At 72.1% G+C, this 19,402-nt stretch carries 19 protein-coding genes and 1 tRNA gene; 15 read left to right on the top strand and 5 right to left on the bottom strand.

Annotated elements, in window-relative coordinates; genetic code table 11:
- Window positions 1-11: 11 nt before the first annotated feature.
- Entirely contained in the window at window positions 12-1,439 is a 1,428-nt protein-coding gene (gene argG / locus H7A72_RS09415; protein ID WP_084451219.1) for an argininosuccinate synthase, read from the bottom strand.
- Between the two features lie 150 nt (window positions 1,440-1,589).
- On the opposite strand from argG, the gene H7A72_RS09410 reads away from it, so the two are divergent.
- From H7A72_RS09410 to H7A72_RS09400, 3 genes are all read left to right on the top strand, one after another.
- The gene (locus tag H7A72_RS09410) at window positions 1,590-2,738 is read left to right on the top strand and encodes a glycerophosphodiester phosphodiesterase (RefSeq protein WP_185220371.1); all 1,149 of its coding nucleotides are present in this window, start codon (window positions 1,590-1,592) and stop codon (window positions 2,736-2,738) included.
- Window positions 2,739-2,897: 159 nt separating this feature from the next.
- Window positions 2,898-3,605, top strand: a complete 708-nt coding sequence (locus H7A72_RS09405; RefSeq protein WP_159451186.1) for a DUF2470 domain-containing protein — start codon at window positions 2,898-2,900, stop codon at window positions 3,603-3,605.
- A complete protein-coding gene (locus H7A72_RS09400; RefSeq protein ID WP_185220370.1) occupies window positions 3,602-4,435 on the top strand; it encodes an arylamine N-acetyltransferase in 834 nt (277 codons plus the stop codon). The genes H7A72_RS09405 and H7A72_RS09400 overlap by 4 nt, the downstream gene beginning before the upstream one ends.
- An 18-nt stretch (window positions 4,436-4,453) precedes the next feature.
- Here the strand turns inward: H7A72_RS09400 and aceE are convergent, their stop codons facing one another.
- Both aceE and fdhD read right to left on the bottom strand, forming a co-directional pair.
- Entirely contained in the window at window positions 4,454-7,246 is a 2,793-nt protein-coding gene (aceE, locus tag H7A72_RS09395; protein WP_185220369.1) for a pyruvate dehydrogenase (acetyl-transferring), homodimeric type, read from the bottom strand.
- 87 nt (window positions 7,247-7,333) lie between these two features.
- Complete coding sequence (gene fdhD / locus H7A72_RS09390) at window positions 7,334-8,206, bottom strand: formate dehydrogenase accessory sulfurtransferase FdhD (protein WP_084451215.1); 873 nt, start codon at window positions 8,204-8,206, stop codon at window positions 7,334-7,336.
- 80 nt (window positions 8,207-8,286) lie between these two features.
- Between fdhD and H7A72_RS09385 the strand changes: the two genes are divergently transcribed.
- From H7A72_RS09385 to H7A72_RS09330, 12 genes are all read left to right on the top strand, one after another.
- On the top strand, window positions 8,287-8,808 hold the full coding sequence (locus H7A72_RS09385) for a PH domain-containing protein (RefSeq protein WP_223277592.1): 522 nt from the start codon (window positions 8,287-8,289) through the stop codon (window positions 8,806-8,808).
- Window positions 8,805-10,286: a PH domain-containing protein gene (locus H7A72_RS09380; protein ID WP_185220368.1), complete on the top strand. Its 1,482-nt coding sequence runs from the start codon at window positions 8,805-8,807 to the stop codon at window positions 10,284-10,286. Before H7A72_RS09385 ends, H7A72_RS09380 begins: the two co-directional genes overlap by 4 nt.
- Window positions 10,287-10,318: 32 nt before the next feature.
- Window positions 10,319-10,753, top strand: a complete 435-nt coding sequence (locus H7A72_RS09375) for a DUF3052 domain-containing protein (protein WP_084451212.1) — start codon at window positions 10,319-10,321, stop codon at window positions 10,751-10,753.
- Window positions 10,711-11,217 carry a peroxiredoxin gene (locus tag H7A72_RS09370; RefSeq protein ID WP_200811206.1) on the top strand — a complete coding sequence of 169 codons (507 nt, stop codon included), beginning with the start codon at window positions 10,711-10,713 and terminating at the stop codon, window positions 11,215-11,217. The genes H7A72_RS09375 and H7A72_RS09370 overlap by 43 nt, the downstream gene beginning before the upstream one ends.
- 31 nt (window positions 11,218-11,248) lie before the next feature.
- Window positions 11,249-12,223, top strand: a complete 975-nt coding sequence (locus H7A72_RS09365) for an isopenicillin N synthase family oxygenase (protein ID WP_084451211.1) — start codon at window positions 11,249-11,251, stop codon at window positions 12,221-12,223.
- A gap of 51 nt (window positions 12,224-12,274) precedes the next feature.
- Window positions 12,275-12,347, top strand: a tRNA-Val gene (locus H7A72_RS09360).
- 1 nt (window position 12,348) lies between these two features.
- Window positions 12,349-13,212, top strand: a complete 864-nt coding sequence (locus H7A72_RS09355) for a Nif3-like dinuclear metal center hexameric protein (RefSeq protein WP_185220366.1) — start codon at window positions 12,349-12,351, stop codon at window positions 13,210-13,212.
- A complete protein-coding gene (locus H7A72_RS09350) occupies window positions 13,209-13,949 on the top strand; it encodes a zinc ribbon domain-containing protein (RefSeq protein ID WP_185220365.1) in 741 nt (246 codons plus the stop codon). The genes H7A72_RS09355 and H7A72_RS09350 overlap by 4 nt, the downstream gene beginning before the upstream one ends.
- Window positions 13,949-15,070: a bifunctional RNase H/acid phosphatase gene (locus H7A72_RS09345; RefSeq protein ID WP_185220364.1), complete on the top strand. Its 1,122-nt coding sequence runs from the start codon at window positions 13,949-13,951 to the stop codon at window positions 15,068-15,070. The genes H7A72_RS09350 and H7A72_RS09345 overlap by 1 nt, the downstream gene beginning before the upstream one ends.
- A 59-nt stretch (window positions 15,071-15,129) precedes the next feature.
- Window positions 15,130-15,624, top strand: coding sequence for a hypothetical protein (locus H7A72_RS09340; protein WP_072624849.1), 495 nt, complete (start codon window positions 15,130-15,132; stop codon window positions 15,622-15,624).
- 73 nt (window positions 15,625-15,697) lie between these two features.
- Window positions 15,698-16,111: a rhodanese-like domain-containing protein gene (locus tag H7A72_RS09335; protein WP_185220363.1), complete on the top strand. Its 414-nt coding sequence runs from the start codon at window positions 15,698-15,700 to the stop codon at window positions 16,109-16,111.
- Window positions 16,108-17,325 (top strand): O-succinylhomoserine sulfhydrylase, encoded by a 1,218-nt coding sequence (locus H7A72_RS09330; protein WP_185220362.1) that lies wholly within the window; start codon window positions 16,108-16,110, stop codon window positions 17,323-17,325. Before H7A72_RS09335 ends, H7A72_RS09330 begins: the two co-directional genes overlap by 4 nt.
- A gap of 205 nt (window positions 17,326-17,530) precedes the next feature.
- Here the strand turns inward: H7A72_RS09330 and H7A72_RS09325 are convergent, their stop codons facing one another.
- Both H7A72_RS09325 and H7A72_RS09320 read right to left on the bottom strand, forming a co-directional pair.
- A complete protein-coding gene (locus H7A72_RS09325; protein WP_223277591.1) occupies window positions 17,531-18,622 on the bottom strand; it encodes an ArsB/NhaD family transporter in 1,092 nt (363 codons plus the stop codon).
- A complete protein-coding gene (locus H7A72_RS09320) occupies window positions 18,619-19,365 on the bottom strand; it encodes a YaaA family protein (RefSeq protein ID WP_185220361.1) in 747 nt (248 codons plus the stop codon). The genes H7A72_RS09325 and H7A72_RS09320 overlap by 4 nt, the downstream gene beginning before the upstream one ends.
- Between the last annotated feature and the right edge of the window lie 37 nt (window positions 19,366-19,402).

Raw genomic sequence — 19,402 nt, 5'->3', positions numbered from 1 at the left:
ACCACAAGTGCTCAGTCGGTGCCGAACTCCATGGCGGCGCGGTCGAGGGCGTCGTCCTCGTCGTCGACGTTGGCCGCGGCCGGGTTGGAGGCGATCTGGTCGCCGCCGCCGGCCTCGAGCTCGCCCATGATCTCCAGGTAGCCACCGGAGAGCTGGTCCTGCGCGGCGTAGACCTCGAGCTTGCTGCGGCTGTCGGCGATGTCGAGGTTGCGCATCGTCAGCTGGCCGATGCGGTCGACCGGGCCGAAGGCGGCATTCTCGGTGCGCTCCATCGACAGCTTGTCGGGGTGGTAGCTGAAGTGCTCGCCGACGGTGTTGACGATCGTCCAGTCCTCGCCGCGGCGCAGGCGCACGGTGACCTCGCCGGTGACGACGGAGGCGACCCAGCGCTGCAGCGACTCGCGGAGCATGAGCGCCTGCGGGTCGAACCAGCGGCCCTCGTAGAGCAGCCGGCCGAGGCGGCGGCCCTCGGCGTGGTAGCTCGCGATGGTGTCCTCGTTGTGGATCGCGTTGAGCAGGCGCTCGTAGGTCAGGTGCAGCAGGGCCATCGCCGGGCCCTCGTAGATGCCGCGGGACTTCGCCTCGATGATGCGGTTCTCGATCTGGTCGGACATGCCCAGGCCGTGGCGACCACCGATGGTGTTGGCCGCCATGACGAGCGCGACGGCGTCGCCGCCGAAGTCGTCACCGTTGATCGCGACCGGGCGCCCGCGCTCGAAGCGCACGGTGACGTCCTCGGCCTCGATGGCGACCTGCGGGTCCCAGAAGCGCACGCCCATGATCGGCTCGACCGTCTCGAGCGAGACGTCGAGGTGCTCGAGGGTCTTGGCCTCGTGGGTGGCGCCCCAGATGTTGGCGTCGGTGGAGTAGGCCTTCTCCGCGCTGTCGCGGTAGGGCAGGTCGCGGGCGGTGAGCCACTCGGACATCTCCTGGCGGCCGCCGAGCTCGGTGACGAAGTCGGCGTCGAGCCAGGGCTTGTAGATGCGCAGCCCGGGGTTGGCCATGAGGCCGTAGCGGTAGAAGCGCTCGATGTCGTTGCCCTTGAAGGTCGAGCCGTCGCCCCAGATCGAGACGCCGTCCTCCTTCATGGCGCGCACGAGGAGGGTGCCGGTGACGGCCCGGCCCAGGGGAGTGGTGTTGAAGTAGGTGCGTCCGCCGCTGCGGATGTGGAAGGCGCCGCACGCGATGGCGGACAGGCCCTCCTCGACCAGCGGGCCCTTGCAGTCGACCAGTCGCGACAGCTCCGCGCCGTACTGGCCGGCGCGGCCCGGGATCGACTCGATGTCGTCCTCGTCGTACTGGCCGAGGTCGGCGGTGTAGGTGCACGGCACCGCCCCCTTCTCGCGCATCCACGCGACGGCCACCGAGGTGTCGAGACCGCCGGAGAAGGCGATGCCGACACGTTCACCTGCAGGAAGAGAAGTCAGTACCTTGGACACGCCACACAGCCTAGGTCCTCCCCGTCCGCGCGGGCTCCACCGGTCCATCAGCGCGGCGAAGGGAGGAGCCCCACGCGTTCACCCAGTGGTCACGGAGCCGACACGGCGGCGTCGGCCGGGGGTGCGGCCGGCCCGCCTAGCGTCGCGCCCATGAACGCCACCAAGATCGCCACCGCCCTCGTCGCCGCCGCGGCACTCGTCGTGCCGGCCGCGACCGCGACCGCCACGCCGGCCGCCTCGCCGGAGAAGTCCCAGTCCTCCGGTAACCCGGGATACCGGGAGAAGAACATGGCCGACCCCCTCGTCCTCGCCCACCGCGGTGCCTCCGGCTACCGCCCGGAGCACACGCTGGCCGCCTACGACCTGGCCGTCGAGCAGGGTGCCGACTACATCGAGCCCGACCTGGTGATGACCAAGGACGGCGTGCTCGTCGACCGCCACGAGCCGGAGATCTCGGGGACGACCGACGTCGCCGACCACCCGGAGTTCGCCGACCGCAAGACGACCAAGAACCTCGACGGCAAGCCCGTGACGGGGTGGTTCGTCGACGACTTCACGCTCGCCGAGCTGAAGACCCTGCGCGCCAAGGAGCGCCTGGGCAGCATGCGTCCAGAGTCTGCGAGCTACGACGGGCAGTTCGAGGTGCCCACCTTCGAGGAGGTGCTCGCCACGCGAGAGGCCCTGTCCCGCAAGACCGGTCGCGTCATCGGCATCATCCCGGAGATCAAGCACTCCACCTACCTCCACGACGAGGGCTTCGACCCCGAGGCCGAGGTCGCCCGTCTGGTCACCGAGTACCACCTCAACCACCCCAAGGCGCCGCTGTGGGTGCAGTCCTTCGAGCTCACCGCGCTCAAGGACCTGCGTGACGAGCACGGCTACAAGGGCAAGAGCACCTTCCTCACGACGGTCAAGGGCGGCCCCTACGACCTGCACGAGCAGGGGACGACCTATGCCGAGCTGACCACCGCCGCGTCGATGCAAGACCTGTCGCAGTGGATCGACGGCTTCGGCCCGGAGAAGAACGCCGTCATCGCGCGCAACGCCGACGGCAGCCTGGGTGAGCCGACGAGCTTCGTCGAGGACGCCCACGCCGCGGGGCTCAAGGTCACGCCGTGGACCTTCCGCTCGGAAAACTCCTTCCTGCCGGTCGACTACCGCATCGGCACCGACCCGGCGACGCACGGCCGGGCCAAGGACGAGGTGACCCGCTTCTTCGAGGTCGGCATCGACGGCGCCTTCTGCGATCAGCCCGATGTCTGCGTCGAGGCGCGCGCGGACTTCCTCGAGCAGGACTGAGCCGACCGGCAGGACGAAGGGAGGGCGCGCCCGGCGCACCCTCCCTTCGTCATGAGGTTAGGCTTACCTTCATTCGACGTGGAGGAGGCCCCAGTGGCACAGGACGCACAGCTGGCCAGGACGGTGGTCGCGACAGCGAGCTGCCTCGAGGTGGGACTGATGGGCAGCCGTGCTCCCGTCAGCCGGCACGCCACCGACGGCTCCGGAGCGGTGTTCTTCGCCCTGGCGGAGGCCGCTCCCGACTGCGTCCACCTGGCGGTCCCGGGTGAGCCCGGACCGGTCGTCGACGCGGTCGCGTACGACGTCTCGTCGGTGGCGCACCCGGGGCGCCTGCGCGGGCTGGTGCGACTCTCCGGCCCGGCCGAGGTCATGACGGAGCCCGTCACCGACGACCTCCGCGAGCACCTCGGTCTGGCCGAGGACGGGCTCGTCGGCCGCCTCGTCCCGGACACCGTCACGCTCGAATGGACCGTCGAGCGGGGCCGCTCCGACCGGTCGCCCGTCGACGTCGACGCCGGGGACTACGCCCTCGCGGACATCGACGCCCTCGGCGGCTGGCAGGACGGCTGGATGGCCCACCTCGATCAGCACCACCGCGACGACCTGCGTGATCTCGTGGCCCACGAGGTGCAGCCGGTCGCGGTGGTCCGTCCGGTCCACGCCGACGAGCGGGGCATCGTGCTCCGTGAGCACATGGGCACCTACCAGCGCGACATCAGGGTGGCCTTCCCGCAGCGTGTCCGGTGCGGGTGCGAGGCGGTCGAGGCGCTCACGAGCATCATGGCGGTGCATGCCGCGGGGGTGAGCTGCTCGGTCCGTGGTGGTCTTGACCTCAACCGGACTTCAGGTCACAGACTCGGCCCATGACCGACATCGACCTGGCCGCATACCTCGGGCGCACGGGCGCTGCGGAGGAGACTCTGTCCCTCGCGGCGCTGACCCGGCTACTCCACGCCCACGTGACGACCTTCCCCTTCGACACCGTCGACGTGCTCCTCGGCCAGCACCGGGGCGTGGACCTCGACACGGTCGGGGCGAAGTTCCTCGACCACCACCGGGGCGGGTACTGCTTCGAGCACGCGACCCTCTTCCATGCGGTGCTCCTCGCCCTCGGCTACGACGCCCGCCTGCTCCTCGGGCGCGTCGGTGACCCGGCCACGGCCCCACGGACCCACCTCGCGGTGGTCGTGACGATCGACGGCGTTCGCCACCTGTGCGACCCCGGCATCGGGGTGCCGCCGACGGCGCCGATCGAGCTGCGCGACGGTGCCCGCGTCGAGGGCGGGATCTGGCCGCACGAGATCCGCCGGGTCGACGAAGGGAGCGCCGGCGCGGCCTGGCAGCTGTGGCGGGTGCGCTCCGGGGGCTGGGAGCACATGCACACGATGGACGAGCTGCAGGTGCGGGAGGTCGATGTCGCGATGGGCCACCACTGGACGTCCACGTCGCCGCGCTCGCACTTCCGCCGCTCGCTCACGCTCGCTCGCCACGGGGTGGCCGCCGACGGCACCCCGGTCCAGGTGTCGGTGTCCACGGACACGATCACCGAGCGGAGGGCAGGGGAGCCCTCGCGGCAGCGTCCGTACGCGGTGGAGGAGCTGCCCGAGCTCCTGCCCCTGCTCGGCATCCGCCTCGACAGCCCGGAGGCCACGAGACTCGTCGAGCGAGTCCGTGGCCTCCGGGAGGGTGTGCGCTGAGCCGTGACCTGCGCCGGGTCAGGCGTCGCCCCCGGCGTTGCCGGACGTCCCGGCGGTGACGTCGAGCAGCCGGTACTTCTCGGCGGCCTTCGCCGGCACGTCCTCGGCGACCCAGCCCCGGTCGGCGAGCATCTGGAGGGCGCGGACCGCCATCGACGGGCCGTCGACGTGGAAGTAGCGGCGCGCGGCAGCCCGGGTGTCGGAGAAGCCGAACCCGTCCGTGCCCAGCGCGGAGTACTCCTCGGGGACCCACGGGCGGATCTGGTCCTGGACCTGCTTCATGTAGTCCGAGACGGCGACGATCGGGCCGATCGACCCCTCGAGCGCCTGCGTGACGTACGGCGTGCGGCGCTCCTCCTCGGGGTGGAGGAAGCGGTGCTCGTCGCAGGCCATCGCCTCACGGCGCAGCTCGCTCCAGCTCGTGACCGACCAGACGTCGGCGACGACGCCCCAGTCCTCGCGCAGCAGCTCCTGGGCCTCGAGCGCCCACGGCATGCCGACGCCGCTCCCGAGGAGCTGGCAGCGCGGCGGGGTGTCGCCGAGCCCGGAGTCGTCACCCGCGGAGTAGCGGTAGATGCCCTTGAGGAGCCCGTCGACGTCGAGCCCCTCGGGCTCGGCCGGCTGGACGATCGGCTCGTTGTAGAGGGTGAGGTAGTAGATGAGGTTGCGGCTCGGGTCGGCCTGAGGGGCGTCCCCTCCGTACATCCGCTCGAGGCCGTCACGCATGATGTGCGCGATCTCGAAGCCGTAGGCCGGGTCCCAGGCCACGACAGCGGGGTTGGTCGCGGCGAGCAGCGGCGAGTGGCCGTCGGCGTGCTGGAGACCCTCACCCGTGAGCGTGGTCCGCCCGGCGGTCGCGCCGAGCATGAAGCCGCGGGACATCTGGTCGGCGGCCGCCCAGATCCCGTCGCCGGTCCGCTGGAAGCCGAACATCGAGTAGAAGATGTAGACCGGGATCATCGGCTCGCCGTGCGTGGCATAGCTCGTCGCCGCAGCGGTGAAGGCAGCCACCGACCCCGCCTCGTTGATGCCGGTGTGGAGGATCTGCCCCTGCTCGGACTCCTTGTAGGCGAGCATGAGGTCCGCGTCGACCGAGGTGTAGTTCTGCCCGTGGGGGTTGTAGATCTTCTTGTTCGGGAAGAAGGAGTCCATCCCGAAGGTCCGCGCCTCGTCGGGGATGATCGGCACGATCCGATCGCCGAAGCCCTGCTCCCGCATGAGGTCCTTGATGAGCCGGACCCAGGCCATCGTCGTGGCGATCTCCTGCTTGCCGGAACCCTTCGCCATCTGGCTGTAGGCCTTGTCGCCCGGGAGGGGCGGGGCGGCGTACTGCACCCGCCGCGAGGGCAGACCGCCTCCGAGCTTCGTCCGGCGCTCCTTGAGGTACTGGATCGCCTCGTCGTCCTCGCCCGGGTGGTAGTAGGGCGGCAGGTAGGGGTCCTTCTCGAGCTCCTCGTCCGAGATCGGGATCTTCAGCCCGTCCCGCAGGCCCTTGAGGTCCTCGATCGTCAGCTTCTTCATCTGGTGGGTCGCGTTGCGCCCGGCGAAGCTCGAGCCGAGGCCGTACCCCTTGATCGTCTTCGCGAGGATCACCGTCGGCTGACCGGTGTGCTCCATCGCGGCGCGGTAGGCGGCGTAGACCTTGTTGTAGTCGTGGCCACCGCGCTTGAGCTTCCACCAGATGTCGGCGTCGGACCAGTCCTCGACGAGCTTGCGGGTCCGGGGGTCGCGGTTGAAGAAGTTGTCCCGCACGTAGGCGCCGTCGTTGGCGCGGAAGGTCTGGTAGTCGCCGTCCGGCGTCTGGTTCATGAGGTTGACGAGCGCCCCGTGCCGGTCGGCGGCGAGGAGCGGGTCCCACCCCCGGCCCCAGACGACCTTGATGACATTCCACCCGGCTCCGCGGAAGTAGGCCTCGAGCTCCTGGATGATCTTGCCGTTGCCACGGACCGGGCCGTCGAGCCGCTGGAGGTTGCAGTTGACGACGAAGGTGAGGTTGTCCAGCTCCTCGAAGGCCGCGGTCTGCAGCAGGCCACGGCTCTCCGGCTCGTCCATCTCGCCGTCGCCGAGGAAGGCCCACACGTGCTGCTGGGAGGTGTCCTTGATGCCCCGGTTGTGCAGGTACTTGTTGAACTGCGCCTGGTAGATCGCGTTCATCGGGCCGATGCCCATCGACACCGTCGGGAACTCCCAGAAGTCCTGCATGAGCCGCGGGTGGGGATAGGACGGCAGGCCCGAGTCGGCCTGGCCGGCGAGGTGCGCGGCCTCCTGGCGGAAGCCGTCCATCTCCTGCTCGTCGAGCCTCCCCTCGAGGAAGGCCCGGGCATACATGCCGGGGGAGGCATGGCCCTGGATGAAGATCTGGTCGCCGCCGCCGGGGTGGTCCTTGCCGCGCCAGAAGTGGTTGAAGCCCACCTCGTACATCGTCGCCGCGGAGGCATACGAGGAGATGTGACCGCCCACGCCGAGCCCGGGACGCTGGGCGCGGTGGACCTGGATCGCGGCGTTCCAGCGGATCCAGGCGCGGTACTGGCGCTCGACCTCCTCGTCACCGGGGTACCAGGGCTCGTTGGACGGCGAGATCGTGTTGACGTAGTCGGTCGTCGTCAGCGACGGCACGCCCACGCGCTTCATCCGCGCGCGCTCCAGCAGACGCAGCATCACGTAGCGGGCCCGCGAGCGGCCGGACTCGTCGATGAGCGCATCGATGGACTCGAGCCACTCCGCCGTCTCCTCCGAGTTGATGTCCGGCAAGTGGGTCGGAATCCCGTTGAGGATGGGTCCGTCGCTGAGGTGATCTGCCGATCCGGGCACGTCGTCGTCCTTTCCAAGACCATTCCTCCGGGGGTGTCGGAGGACACATCCATCTTCCCCGGTGGTGGTGCGGGTCACAAACCCGGCTCAGTCCGTGATCCGCTCCGGGTGGCTGAGGGCGGTCGCCCGCGGCTCCCGGACGAAGCCGAGGAGGGTCAGGCCCGCGCGGTCGGCCACCTCGACGGCCAGCGTCGTCGCGGCGGAGACGCAGGCGAGGACGGGCACGCCGGCGACCGCCGCCTTCTGGGCGATCTCGAAGCCGGCCCGGGAGGAGACGAGGAGCACGTGCCCACGAAGGGGGAGACCCCCTTCGCGCGCAGCCCACCCGAGGACCTTGTCCACCGCGTTGTGCCGGCCGATGTCCTCGCGGACGGCGAGCACGGTCCCGTCGGGCCCGAGGAGCGCCGCGGCATGGACCCCGCCGGTGGCCTCGAAGACCTTCTGCCGCTCGCGCATCGCGGCCATGCCCGCGTGGATCGCCGCGAGCGGCACCCGGACGTCGTCATCCGAGGGGCGGTGCGGCAGGACGGCGAGCAGGTCGTCCACGGACGCCGACCCGCACACCCCACAGGCGCTCGTCGCGACCTCGGTCCGCTCGGTGACCGGTCGCCGCAGGGAGACCCCGGCCGCGAGGGTCACCTCGACGACGTTGAAGGTCGGCGAGCCGTCCGGCGCGGTGTCGGTGCAGTGCATCATCGTCGCGACGTCCTCGGCCCCCGCGACGAGTCCCTCCGCGACGAGGTGCCCGAGGGCGAGGTCGAAGTCATCGCCGGGCAGGCGCATCGTCGTCGTGACCGTCGTCGACGGCGGACGAAGGGGGGAGCTCCCGGCAGGCACGCCGCCGTCGGGCAGGGCCGCGACCCGGATCTCGAGCGGCTCCTCGACGGCGACCGACTCGATGCGACGCAGGGTGCGTCCGTCACGTCGCTCCACCTTGAGCCGCTGCGTCACCCGACCCATCGGGCACCTCCTTGCTCGCTTGCACGTCGCTCGTCCACCACGCGTCCAGCCTACGGACCGTGGTCTGGTGTGATGGTGCCGTGGACGAGCAGCCGACCCCGCCCCCTTCGGTCCCGCACGTGCTCCCGCTGCACGGTGACGGTGGCGCGGACTGGCGGCCCGTCTCGCCCGCGCTCGCCCGCGTGCGCCGGGTGAGCACGAGCGCGGTGCTCCTGCCGGTGGCGCTGGCCCTCGGCGTGGCCGCGGCGCTGTTGTGGCCCTGGCTGGCGGTCGGCTCCGCGCTGGTCGTCGTCATCTGGGCCTGGCTCATGTGGCTCATCGGGGTCCAGGTGCGGGCGATGAGCTGGGCCGAGCTGCCCGAGGAGCTGGCCATCCGCCGGGGTCGCATGTGGCGGCGCCTGGTCACCGTGCCCTACGGCCGCATCCAGTACGTCGACCTCAGCTCCGGTCCCTACATGCGACGCGCCGGGCTGGCCGAGATCACCGTCAACACCGCCTCGCCGGCGAGCAGCGGGACGATCTGCGGCCTGCCGGCCGACGTGGCCGAGGAGCTGCGTGTGCGTCTGGCCGCACGTGGCGAGGCGCAGCGAGCAGGACTGTGACCGGAGCCGACGCCGACGGGTTCGCCCGGGTCCACCCGATCTCGCCCTTCATCCGCGGCGGGCTCGTCGTCCTCGGCGTGCTCGGCTACCTCGTGAGCCAGCAGATCGACACCCTCGCCGCGGCCTTCGGTGGTGGTGACGGCGGCTCGGGCCGGGGAGGGCCCGCGGGCGCTGTGCCGGGTGTCGCGACGCTGCTGCAGGTCGGCGCGGTCGCACTCGTCGTCCTCGGCGCGATCCTCCTCGGCCTCGTGTCCTGGTGGTTCACGCGTTACCGGATCGGCGAGGACAGCATCGAGATGCGCACGGGCGCCCTCTTCCGCCAGCACCGTCAGGTGCGCTACGACCGCATCCAGGCCGTTGACGTCGTGCGGCCGCTGCTCGCCCGCCTGTGCGGCCTGTCGGAGGTGCGCGTCGAGTCGGCGGGCGGCGGCGACTCGCACCTGTCGATCGCCTACCTGCGAGCCGCCGACGCCGAGTCGGTCCGAGAGCGTCTGCTGGGCCTGGCCCATCGGGCGGCGGCCGGCCCGCCCGAGACCGCCGGGTCTCCCGAGGAGGGCGGGCTCGGGCCCGATCGCCGCGCAGGTGACCGCCCGGAGGAGCGGCTGTTGAGCGTGCCGCCGGGACGGATCGTCGCCTCGGTGCTGCTGAGCGGCGAGGCGATCTTCCTCGCCGGCATCGGCGTCATCGCGGTCGTCCTCGCGCTCGTCGGCCTCGCCCCGGCCGTCACCGGGTTCTTCCCCGTCGTCGTCGTGGCCGGCGGCCGCGCGCTGCTGCGCCTCACCCGCTGGTGGGGCCTGGTCATCGGGCTGCGCGGGGGCACCCTGACCAGCCAGCGCGGCCTGACCGACACCCGTACCTCGTCCGTGCCGATCAACCGTGTGCAGGCCGTCGCGATCGAGCAGCCCTGGCTGTGGCGCCGTCCCGGATGGTGGTCGCTCAAGGTCAACGTCGCCGGCGCCGAGATCGGCTCGGCGTCCGAGGCGGCGTCCGACGCCGTCCTCGTCCCCGTCGCGACCACCGACGAGGTGCTGCGGCTGCTCGCCGTCGTCACCGACGACCCCGAGACCACCGCTGAGGTCGGGTCGCTCGTGGGGGCCACCCCCGACGGGTTCGTCGGCCAGCCGCGACGCGCCCGGTGGGTCCACCCCTTCGCCCACCGCCACATCGGCTACCTGGCCGGGCGCCGGGCCCTGGTCCTGCGACGCGGCTGGCTCGACCGCAGCCTGCAGGTCGTGCCGTGGCACCGGGTCCAGTCGCTCACGGTGAGCCAGGGGCCCGTGTCGCGCCGTCTCGACCTCGCGAGCGTCGCGGTGGTGAGCACGGTCGGGCCGGTGAGCCCCGAGGTCTGCCACCTCGACCGGGCGCGCGCCGAGGCGCTGCGCGGGCTCGTCGAGGCGCACGCGAGCCCCGCGCGACGCGAGGAAGACGGTGGACCTGCTTGCAACCGCGGGCCGGACACGGTGGACTATGAGGGATGAGTGATCAGCGAGCAGCAGAAGGGACCAGTGTCGTGACGGGGGAGCCCCGGTCCGCGGGAGCGGATCTTGCCGAGGCCGCGGTGGAGAAGCTCGGCTTCACCACCGGGCAGATCGTGCAGGAGTACGGCTGGGACGACGACGTCGACGAGGACCTGCGGGCGGCGGTCCAGGACGTCATCGGCGAGGAGCTCGAGGACGAGGACTACACCGGCGTCGTCGACGCGGTGATCCTGTGGTGGCGCGACGGCGACGGTGACCTGACCGACGCGCTCGTCGACACCCTCGGCACCCTCGCGGAGGGCTCCTCGATCGTGCTCCTCACGCCCCGTCCCGGTCAGGCGGAGGAGGTCGACCCCAGCGAGGTCGACGAGGCGGCGACGACCGCGGGCCTGCACACCTCCGGGTCGGTCATGTGCTCCGAGGAGTGGGTGGCCACCCGGCTGGCCGCGCCCAAGGGCGCGCGCTGAGCCTGTCTGTCGGGCAGCACGCTCCCGACTTCACCCTGCGCGACCAGAACGGCCGTGACGTCTCGCTCGCCGAGCTGCGTGCCGACCGGGCCGTGCTCCTGGTCTTCTACCCCTTCGCCTTCTCGGGCATCTGCACCGGCGAGCTCGGGGAGATCCGCGACGACCTCGGGCGCTTCGAGTCCGAGCAGGTGACGACCGTGGCGATCTCGTGCGACCCGATGTTCAGCCTGCGGGCCTGGGCCGACCAGGAGGGCTACTTCTTCCCCCTGCTGTCCGACTTCTGGCCGCACGGGCAGGTGGCTCGGGCCTACGGCGTCCTCGACGACGAGCGCGGGATGGCCCGGCGAGGGACCTTCCTCGTCGACCCCGCCGGACGCGTGGCCTGGTCGCTCGTCAACCCCACGGGGCAGGCGCGTGACTTCACCGGCTACCACGAGGCGCTCGCGCAGCTCGGCGGTCCCTGACGGGCCTGCACGACGGGTAGTCTTCGCCCTCATGAGCGATGACATCCTCGAGGTGGACCTGCTGGCCTTCGAGTCCGGGGACGCTGAGCGCGAGCGGGCCGTCGTCGACGGCCTGATGACGTCGCTGGAGACCGGCTTCGTCTACGTCAAGCACGACCTGTCGGAGGACCTCATCGACAGCGCCTACGGGATGCTCGAGGAGTTCTTCACCGCCGAACGCGAGGTCAAGGAGCAGTTCGTCGCGCCGGGCACCCACGGGCAGACCGGCTACACGGGGCTGCTCGTCGAGACCGCCGCGACCGCCGACGTCGCGGACTGGAAGGAGATGCTCAACTGGGGCCCCGCGATCCCTGCCGGGCACCCGCTGCGCACCCGCTACCCGCACCGCTACCACGACCCGGTGCTTCCCGAGTCGGCCGTGCCGGGCATCACCGAGACGCTGACGACCTTCCACCGCTCGGTCGCCGACCTGCAGCGGCGGGTGCTGCGCATCATCGCGACCGGTGTCGGTGCCCACCCCGACTACTTCGAGAAGATGCTCGTCGACGGGCCGACCCTCTCCCGCGCAATCCACTACCCGGCGATGGAGTCCGCGCCCGAGGCGCCCCACGTGTGGGCCGCGGAGCACGCCGACATCAACCTCATCACCGCCCTGCCGCGGGCGACCGCGGCCGGTCTGCAGGTGCGCCTCAAGGACAGTGGCGAGTGGATCGACGCGATCGCCCCCGACGGCGGCGCGATCATCAACACCGGTCTCATGCTCGAGGTCGTGACCAACGGCGTCATCGAGCCCGGCATCCACCGGGTCGTCGCGGCCCCCGGCCAGGAGGGCGACCGCTACTCCGTCGTGCAGTTCACCCACCCGACGCCGTGGACGGTCCTCAGCCCGCTCGTGTCGACGGTCACCGAGGCGACCCCGCAGCTCTTCTCGCCGATCAGCGCGGCCGATGCCCTCGACCTCGTCCTCTACGAGATCAACCTCATCGAGGACGCGCGGCGCGTCTGAGGTCGGGTCGCGGCCTGACACAATGACGCCGGCGCCCCCTCGGGGCGTCCGGGGCCTGTAGCTCAGTTGGTAGAGCACCGCGTTTACACCGCGGGTGTCGTCGGTTCGAGCCCGGCCGGGCCCACATGAGCCACCTTCGCCTCCAGGACGTCCTGGCGGTCCTCGAGCAGACCTTCCCGCTCGACTCGGCGCAGTCGTGGGACCGCGTCGGCCTCGTGACCGGCGACCCCGAGCAGCCCGTGCGGCGCATCCACGCCGCGGTCGACCCGACCCTCGCCGTCATCGAGGAGGCCCGCGAGGCCGGAGCGGACCTGCTCGTCACGCACCACCCGTTGCTCCTGCGCGGCGTGCACTCGGTCGCCACGACGAGCGCGAAGGGAGCGGCCGTCACCTCGCTCGTCGTCGGAGACGTCGCCCTCTACGTCGCGCACACCAACGCCGACGTCGCCGAGCCGGGCGTCAACACCGCCCTGGCCACCGCGTGCGGCCTGACGACGAGCGAGCCGCTGAGCGTCGAGGAGGGCCGCCCCATGGGACGCGTCGGTGACCTCGACGAGCCGGTGACCCTCGCGGACTTCGCGTCGGGCCTGGCGGCGGCGCTCCCTTCGGCACCGGCGGGGGTGCGGGTGTCCGGCCCGCCCGACGCGCAGGTGCGCCGCGTGGCCCTGCTCGGCGGGGCCGGCGACGGGCTGCTCGACGCGGCGGCCGCGGCCGGTGCGGACGTCTACGTCACCTCCGACCTGCGCCACCACCCGGTGCTCGAGGCCCGCGAGGAGGCCACGAGCCGGGCCGGCACCCCCTTCGTCGTCGACGCCGGTCACTGGGCCACCGAGTCGCTGTGGCTGCACGAGATGCTCGAGCGTCTCGTGGGGTCGCTCGCCGCGGCGGGCCACGATGTGATGGGCTTGGACACCCACGTGAGCACCATCTGCACCGACCCGTGGACCTTCACCGTCGGCGCCCGACCCCTCCAAGGAGACCCGCAGTGAAGGCAGACCCCTTCGTCCAGGCACGACTCCTCGAGCTGCAGGCTCTCGACACGAGGCTGCAGCAGATCGACCACGCGCGCACCCGGGTGCCGCAGATCGCCGCGCTCGCGGAGGCGCGGGCCCGGCTGCAGCAGGTGAGCGACGACGTGGTGCGTGTCGAGACGGGTCTGTCGGACATCCGTCGCGAGGTCGAGCGGGCCGAGACCGACGTGCAGCAGGTGCGCGACCGGGCGGCCCGCGACCAGGCGCGGCTCGAGGCCGGCACCGGCATGACCTCCAAGGACCTCACCTCGCTCCAGCACGAGCTGCAGACCCTCGCGCGTCGTCAGGCCGAGCTCGAGGACGTCGAGATCGAGGTCATGGAGCGCCAGGAGGGCGCCGAGGCCCGGCTCACCGAGCTGACCACCGAGCGCGACGCGGCCCAGGCCGAGGTCGACCGACTCACGGCCGAGCGGGACACCGCCGTGGGTGACCTCGACGCCGAGCGGGTCGAGGTCGAGCGGCCGCGAGCCGACCTCGTCGGCGGCATCGACGACAAGCTCCTCGCCCTCTACGACCGCATCCGTGACAGCTCGGGCGGTCTCGGGGCGGCGGAGTTCACGCACGGCCGCTGCGGCGGCTGCCGGCTGGAGCTCAACCCGGTCGACGTCTCGGCCATCGAGCGGGCCGCGAGCGACGAGGTCGTGCGGTGCGAGGAGTGCGGCCGCATCCTCGTGCGCACCCATACCGAGAGCTGATGGGGCGCACGCTCCGCGTCGAGGCCGACGGTGGGTCCCGCGGCAACCCCGGCGTGGCCGGGTACGGCGCACTCGTGCGTGACGAGGCCGGGACCGTCCTCGTCGAGCTCGCCGCCCCCATCGGCACCGCGTGCAACAACGTCGCCGAGTACCGAGGCATGCTCGCCGGGCTGGCGGCGGCACATCGGATCAGCGCCGACGCCGAGGTCGTCGTCGCCATGGACTCCCAGCTCGTCGTCGAGCAGATGTCCGGTCGCTGGAAGGTCAAGCACCCCGACATGCGCGCCCTCGCGCAGCAGGGCCGCGACCTCGTCGCCCGCATCGTCGACGCCGGTGGCAGTGTCGACTTCGTGTGGGTGCCACGAGCGGACAACTCCGCGGCCGATGCCCTGTCCAACCGGGGCATGGACGGTGACGAGGTCGAGGACTGGCACGCCGACGAGCAGGAGCGCGACGACCTTGCGCCGTCCCGTGACGGCGAGCAGGAGCCGGCTCGACCATGGAGCGGCCGGGGCACCCCAACGCGCGTGGTGCTCGTGCGCCACGGGGTCACCGCGTTCACCGAGCAGGGGCGCCTCGACGGGCGAGGTGGGTCCGACCCGGACCTCACCGACGCCGGCCGGCGCCAGGCGCAGCGAGCGGCCGAGCTCGTCGCAGGGCTCGTCGGAGACGACCCCGTGCAGGTCGTCACGTCGGACCTGGCCAGGGCGCGGCAGACCGGAGCGGTGATTGCCGAGCGGCTCGGGACCGCGATCGAGGTCGATCGGGACTGGGACGAGCAGTCCTTCGGCGACTGGGACGGCGCCGCGGTGCGTGACCTCGTCAAAGACGCTGCCGAGGAGTTCCGGGCGCTGCGCGACGACCGGGGTTACGCCCGGCCCGGGGGAGAGAGCCACGACGAGATGCTCGAGCGGGTGCTCGGTGCGTGGGAGCGGGTGGTCGCGCGCGGGGGCACGGTCGTCGTCGCGAGTCACCGCAAGCCCATCCTCGCGGTGCTCGGTCTGGTCCTGGCTCTCCCGCACGAGTCCATGTGGCGGATCGCGGGGTCACCCGGGTCCCTCACCGGCATCGAGGCCTGGCCCGACGGGCAGGCCGTCGTCGCCTTCACCAACCGCACCTGAGAGGCGCCGACATCGACGACCTGCCCACCTGGCTCACGGCCTCCGGCCTCGTCGGGGCCGTGCTCTTCGGGCTGCTCTCCGCCTACTTCCCGCCGCTCAACGCCGAGATCTACGCCATCGCCGCCCCGGTGATCTTCCCCGAGACCTGGGCGCTGCACGTGGCGGCCATGACCGCCGGACTCGTCGCGGGCAAGATGACCCACTTCGTGGCCGCCGCCAAGGGGGCCGAGGCCTACACCCGGCGACGCGAGGCCAAGGAGGCCCGCGAGGCGCAGGAGGCGGCCGACCAGCGCCGCACCGTCGGTCCGGTCCGCGAGCGCCTCACCCGGTGGAGCAAGGCGATGATCGACGTCCTCGACCGCCCGCGTCTCGGGCCGCTCGTCATGCTCGCCAGCTCAGGCATCGGCTTCCCGCCGCTGGCCGTCGTCACCGTCGCCGCCGGGATCAAGCGGGTCAGCGCGGTCACCTTCCTCGCCGTGACGACGATCGGCTGCCTCGCCCGCTTCCTCGCGACATCGTGGCTGGTCAGCCACGGCGTCTCCCTGGGGCACTGACGCCCGCACCCGCCGACGTCTCGGGTGCTGACCCGAGCGGGGCGTGTGGGGGAGCGGTGACTAGCCTGACGCCATGAGTCAGCACGCAGACCTCACCCCCCAGGAGGCGTGGGAGCGCCTCGAGAGCGACCCCCACGCGGTGCTCGTCGACGTGCGCACGCAGGCCGAGTGGTCCTTCGTCGGGCTGCCCGACCTGACGTCGATCGGCAAACGGGTCGTCCCCGTCGAGTGGACGACCTTCCCCGAGGGCGCTCCCAACCCGCACTTCCTCGACCAGCTGCGCACCGCGCTGCCGAGCGAGGACGCACCCGTGCTCTTCCTGTGCCGTTCGGGCGCTCGCTCCGCTGCGGCGACGGCCACGGCATCTGCCGCTGGGTACACCGGTGCGGTCAACGTCACCGAGGGCTTCGAGGGAGAACTCGACGCGCAGGGACACCGCGCCGTCAACGGCTGGAAGCAGGCCGGCCTGCCGTGGAGGCAGGGGTGAGCGCGACTCCCTTCGGCCCGGGCAACCCTCGTCCCTACCTCGATCCCGAGGGGCTGTCCCCGCAGACCCTCGCGGTGCGGGGCGGGCAGGCCAGGTCGACCTTCGACGAGACCTCCGAGGCGCTCTACCTGACCTCCGGCTTCGTCTACGGCAGCGCCGAGGAGGCCGAGGCGGCCTTCACCGACGAGGTGGAGAAGTTCGTGTACTCGCGCTACGGCAACCCGACCGTGGCGATGCTCGAGGAGCGGCTGCGGCTGCTCGAGGGAGCCGAGGCGGCCTACGCGACGGCATCGGGCATGTCTGCCGTCTTCACCGCCCTCGCGGCGCTCCTGGCACGGGGGGACCGGGTCGTCTCCTCCCGTGGCCTCTTCGGCAGCTGCTTCGTCATCCTCGACGAGATCCTGCCGCGGTGGGGTGTCGAGACCGTCTTCGTCGACGGGCCTGACCTCGACCAGTGGCGCGAGGCGCTGTCCGAGCCGACGACCGCGGTGTTCTTCGAGACGCCGAGCAACCCGATGCAGGAGCTCGTCGACATCGGCGCGGTGAGCGAGCTCGCGCACGCCGCGGGCGCGCAGGTCGTCGTCGACAACGTCTTCGGCACGCCCGTCTTCTCCCGGCCGCTCGAGCACGGCGCCGACATCGTCGTCTACTCGGCGACCAAGCACATCGACGGCCAGGGCCGCGTGCTCGGCGGCGCGATCCTCGGGCCGCAGGACTACATCGACGGCCCCGTCCGCAACCTCATCCGGCACACCGGTCCGTCGCTGTCGCCCTTCAACGCCTGGGTGCTGCTCAAGGGCCTGGAGACGATGGACCTGAGAGTGCGACGCATGGCCGAGTCCTCGCTCGCGGTCGCCCGGGCCCTGCAGGAGCACCCCAAGGTGGCCCGGGTCATCCACCCGTGGCTCCCGGAGCACCCCCAGCACGAGCTGGCTCGGCGGCAGATGACCGGGGGTGGCACGGTCGTCACCTTCGACATCGAGGGGGGCAAGGCTGAGGCCTTCGCGGTGATGAACTCGCTGCGCACCGTCGACATCTCCAACAACCTCGGCGACTCCAAGTCGCTCATCACCCACCCGGCGACGACGACCCACCGCCGCATGGGCGAGGAGGCACGGGCCGCGATCGGCATCACCGACGCCACCCTGCGCATCTCGGTGGGTCTCGAGGCCGCCGAGGACCTCATGGCCGACCTGAGGCGCGCGCTGGGCTGACCCCCGCGACCGGTCAGGCGGTGCACCACCGTGGCCGCTCTGGCGACGACTGCACCTCGCGGCGTCCGGTCGGCACCTGGCTCCTCCGGGTTGCTGGGCCTCTGACCACGGTTGTGTGTTGAACCGGTAGTCCTGCGTGCCGGAAGCCTCTGGTGGGGTTCGCCGGCAGGCTGGGCTACCACTTCAACACACAACCCACGGGCGGTCAGGCCCCGAGGGCGAGGACGGCGGCGCCGCCGGCGACGAGCGCCACCGCGAGTCCCTGGGCGACGAGGTGCAGCGGGGCGACCCGCAGTCCGGCCGCGCGCACCCGGTGCAGCCACAGGAGCGTGGCGAGCGACCCCCACGGGGTGACGATCGGCGCGACGTTGGTGCCGACGAGCAGCGCCACGAGCCGCGTGGGTGTCGTCCCGGCAGCCGCCTCGAGGGCGAGATAGCCCGGCAGGTTGTTGAGCAGGTTGGCCGCCAGCGCGCCGAGGCCGGCGACGCGGGCGAGGTCCCCCACGCCCTCGCCCGAACCCGACAGGTCGGCCAGCACGGCTCCCGCGCCCGCGTCGAGCAGCAGCTGCACGAGCACGAAGAGACCGGCGACGACGAGGGCCATGCCCCACGGCGGACGGACCTGGCGCAGCAGGAAGGGGGCACGCCACGCCATCGCGACGAGGAGGACGAGGGCGGCCACGGACGCGACGAGCCACGGCTGCAGACCCACGGCGAAGAGCGGCGCGCTCACGAGACATGTGAGCGCCGCGATCCGCAGCAGGACACGGTCGTGGGGCGCTGCCGGGGGCTCGACGGCGTAGCGCCCGGTCAGCGCCCGACGGTGCACGAGCCCGATGACGAGCAGGGTGCCCGCGACCGCGGCGAGACCGGGCAGCAGGGTCAGCCGCACGAAGTCGCCGTGGCCTGCGCCCAGCGTCGCGAGGTGCTGCACGGCGAGCAGGTTGGTGAGGTTGGAGACGGGGAGGAAGAGCGAGGCGGTGTTGGCCAGGAAGAGCGTCGTCAGCGCGAAGGGGGCTGCCCCCACCCCGACCTGCCGAGCCACCGTGAGCGCGACCGGCGTGAGCAGCACTGCGGTCGTGTCGAGCCCGAGGAAGGCCGTGACGAGGACCGCCAGCGCGGCGAGCAGCAGCCACAGCACGACGGTGCGGTGACCGGCCAGGCGGGCCGTGGCGTGACCCGCGACGTCGAAGACGCCCGCGAGGTCGGCGATCTCGGCGACGACGGTGATGGCCACCAGGAAGGCCATGACCGGAAGGGTCCGGGCGAGGACCTCGGCGGCCTCGGCGGTGCTCACCTCACGGTGGTGTCGAGCACCCAGGGCTGGCCCGGTCGGGCCGGCTCGGTGAGGCCGACCTCGAAGGCCGGCTCGAGCGCGCGGGCGAGCGCCGCGGGCGTCCGCGGCTCCCGGTCGACCCCGAGCAGGTGCCGGGTCACCAGACCGCGGGTGTGCTTGGCCATGTGGGTGGCGCCGGGCACCCGGATCTGCACCCACCGGCGCGACACGTCGCCGCTCGGCGTCCACGCGGCGACATAGGTGCTCGACCGGCAGTCGACGACGAGCCCGGTCCCCGCCGCGGCGGTCAGCTCGTCGTCGAGGACGGGCCGCCAGTGACCCGCGAGGGGGCCCACCCCCGGGAGGTTGACGGCCATCGAGAGCCGGTAGGGCGGGATGCGGTCGGGGGGGCGCACGGCACCGAAGAGGGCCGACACGACGACGATCCAGCGGTTGGCCCGCCGGCGCTGCCCGGGGGTGAGGTCGCCGAGGTCGAGGGCGTCGTAGAGGACGCCGGTGTAGACCTGCGCGGCCGGGGGAGCGGGAGTGCTCATCAGGGCGGTGTTGCGGGCGACCTCGTCGACGAGGTTGGGGCTGACGCCGAGGACCTCGTGGGCGTCGTGGGCAGCGCTCGCCGCGGCGAGCGCGTCGAGCACCTGCTGCCGGTGCGCGGTGAGTGTGGGGAAGGACAGCCGCCCCAGGTCGAGGGGCGTGCCGCGCGAGCGGCCGGTCTTGGACTCCGAAGGGGGCAGCAGCACGAGCACCCCTCGGACGATACGTCAGCCATCTAGGGTGGCTGGC

The organism is Janibacter sp. YB324 (genome assembly GCF_014217915.1).
Lineage (GTDB): Bacteria > Actinomycetota > Actinomycetes > Actinomycetales > Dermatophilaceae > Janibacter > Janibacter indicus.
The sequence above is the reverse complement of the archived record's forward strand: the minus strand, read 5'-3'. Positions and strand labels throughout refer to the sequence as shown.

What these genes read in the sequence shown, in the direction of transcription:
- H7A72_RS09410 (WP_185220371.1), top strand. Translation starts at nt 1,590, where the DNA reads ATGAACGCCACCAAGATCGCCACCGCCCTCGTCGCCGCCGCGGCACTC.
- H7A72_RS09405 (WP_159451186.1), top strand. Translation starts at nt 2,898, where the DNA reads ATGGGCAGCCGTGCTCCCGTCAGCCGGCACGCCACCGACGGCTCCGGA.
- H7A72_RS09400 (WP_185220370.1), top strand. Translation starts at nt 3,602, where the DNA reads ATGACCGACATCGACCTGGCCGCATACCTCGGGCGCACGGGCGCTGCG.
- fdhD (WP_084451215.1), bottom strand. Translation starts at nt 8,206, where the DNA reads ATGGGTCGGGTGACGCAGCGGCTCAAGGTGGAGCGACGTGACGGACGC.
- H7A72_RS09365 (WP_084451211.1), top strand. Translation starts at nt 11,249, where the DNA reads ATGAGCGATGACATCCTCGAGGTGGACCTGCTGGCCTTCGAGTCCGGG.
- H7A72_RS09355 (WP_185220366.1), top strand. Translation starts at nt 12,349, where the DNA reads ATGAGCCACCTTCGCCTCCAGGACGTCCTGGCGGTCCTCGAGCAGACC.
- H7A72_RS09345 (WP_185220364.1), top strand. Translation starts at nt 13,949, where the DNA reads ATGGGGCGCACGCTCCGCGTCGAGGCCGACGGTGGGTCCCGCGGCAAC.
- H7A72_RS09335 (WP_185220363.1), top strand. Translation starts at nt 15,698, where the DNA reads ATGAGTCAGCACGCAGACCTCACCCCCCAGGAGGCGTGGGAGCGCCTC.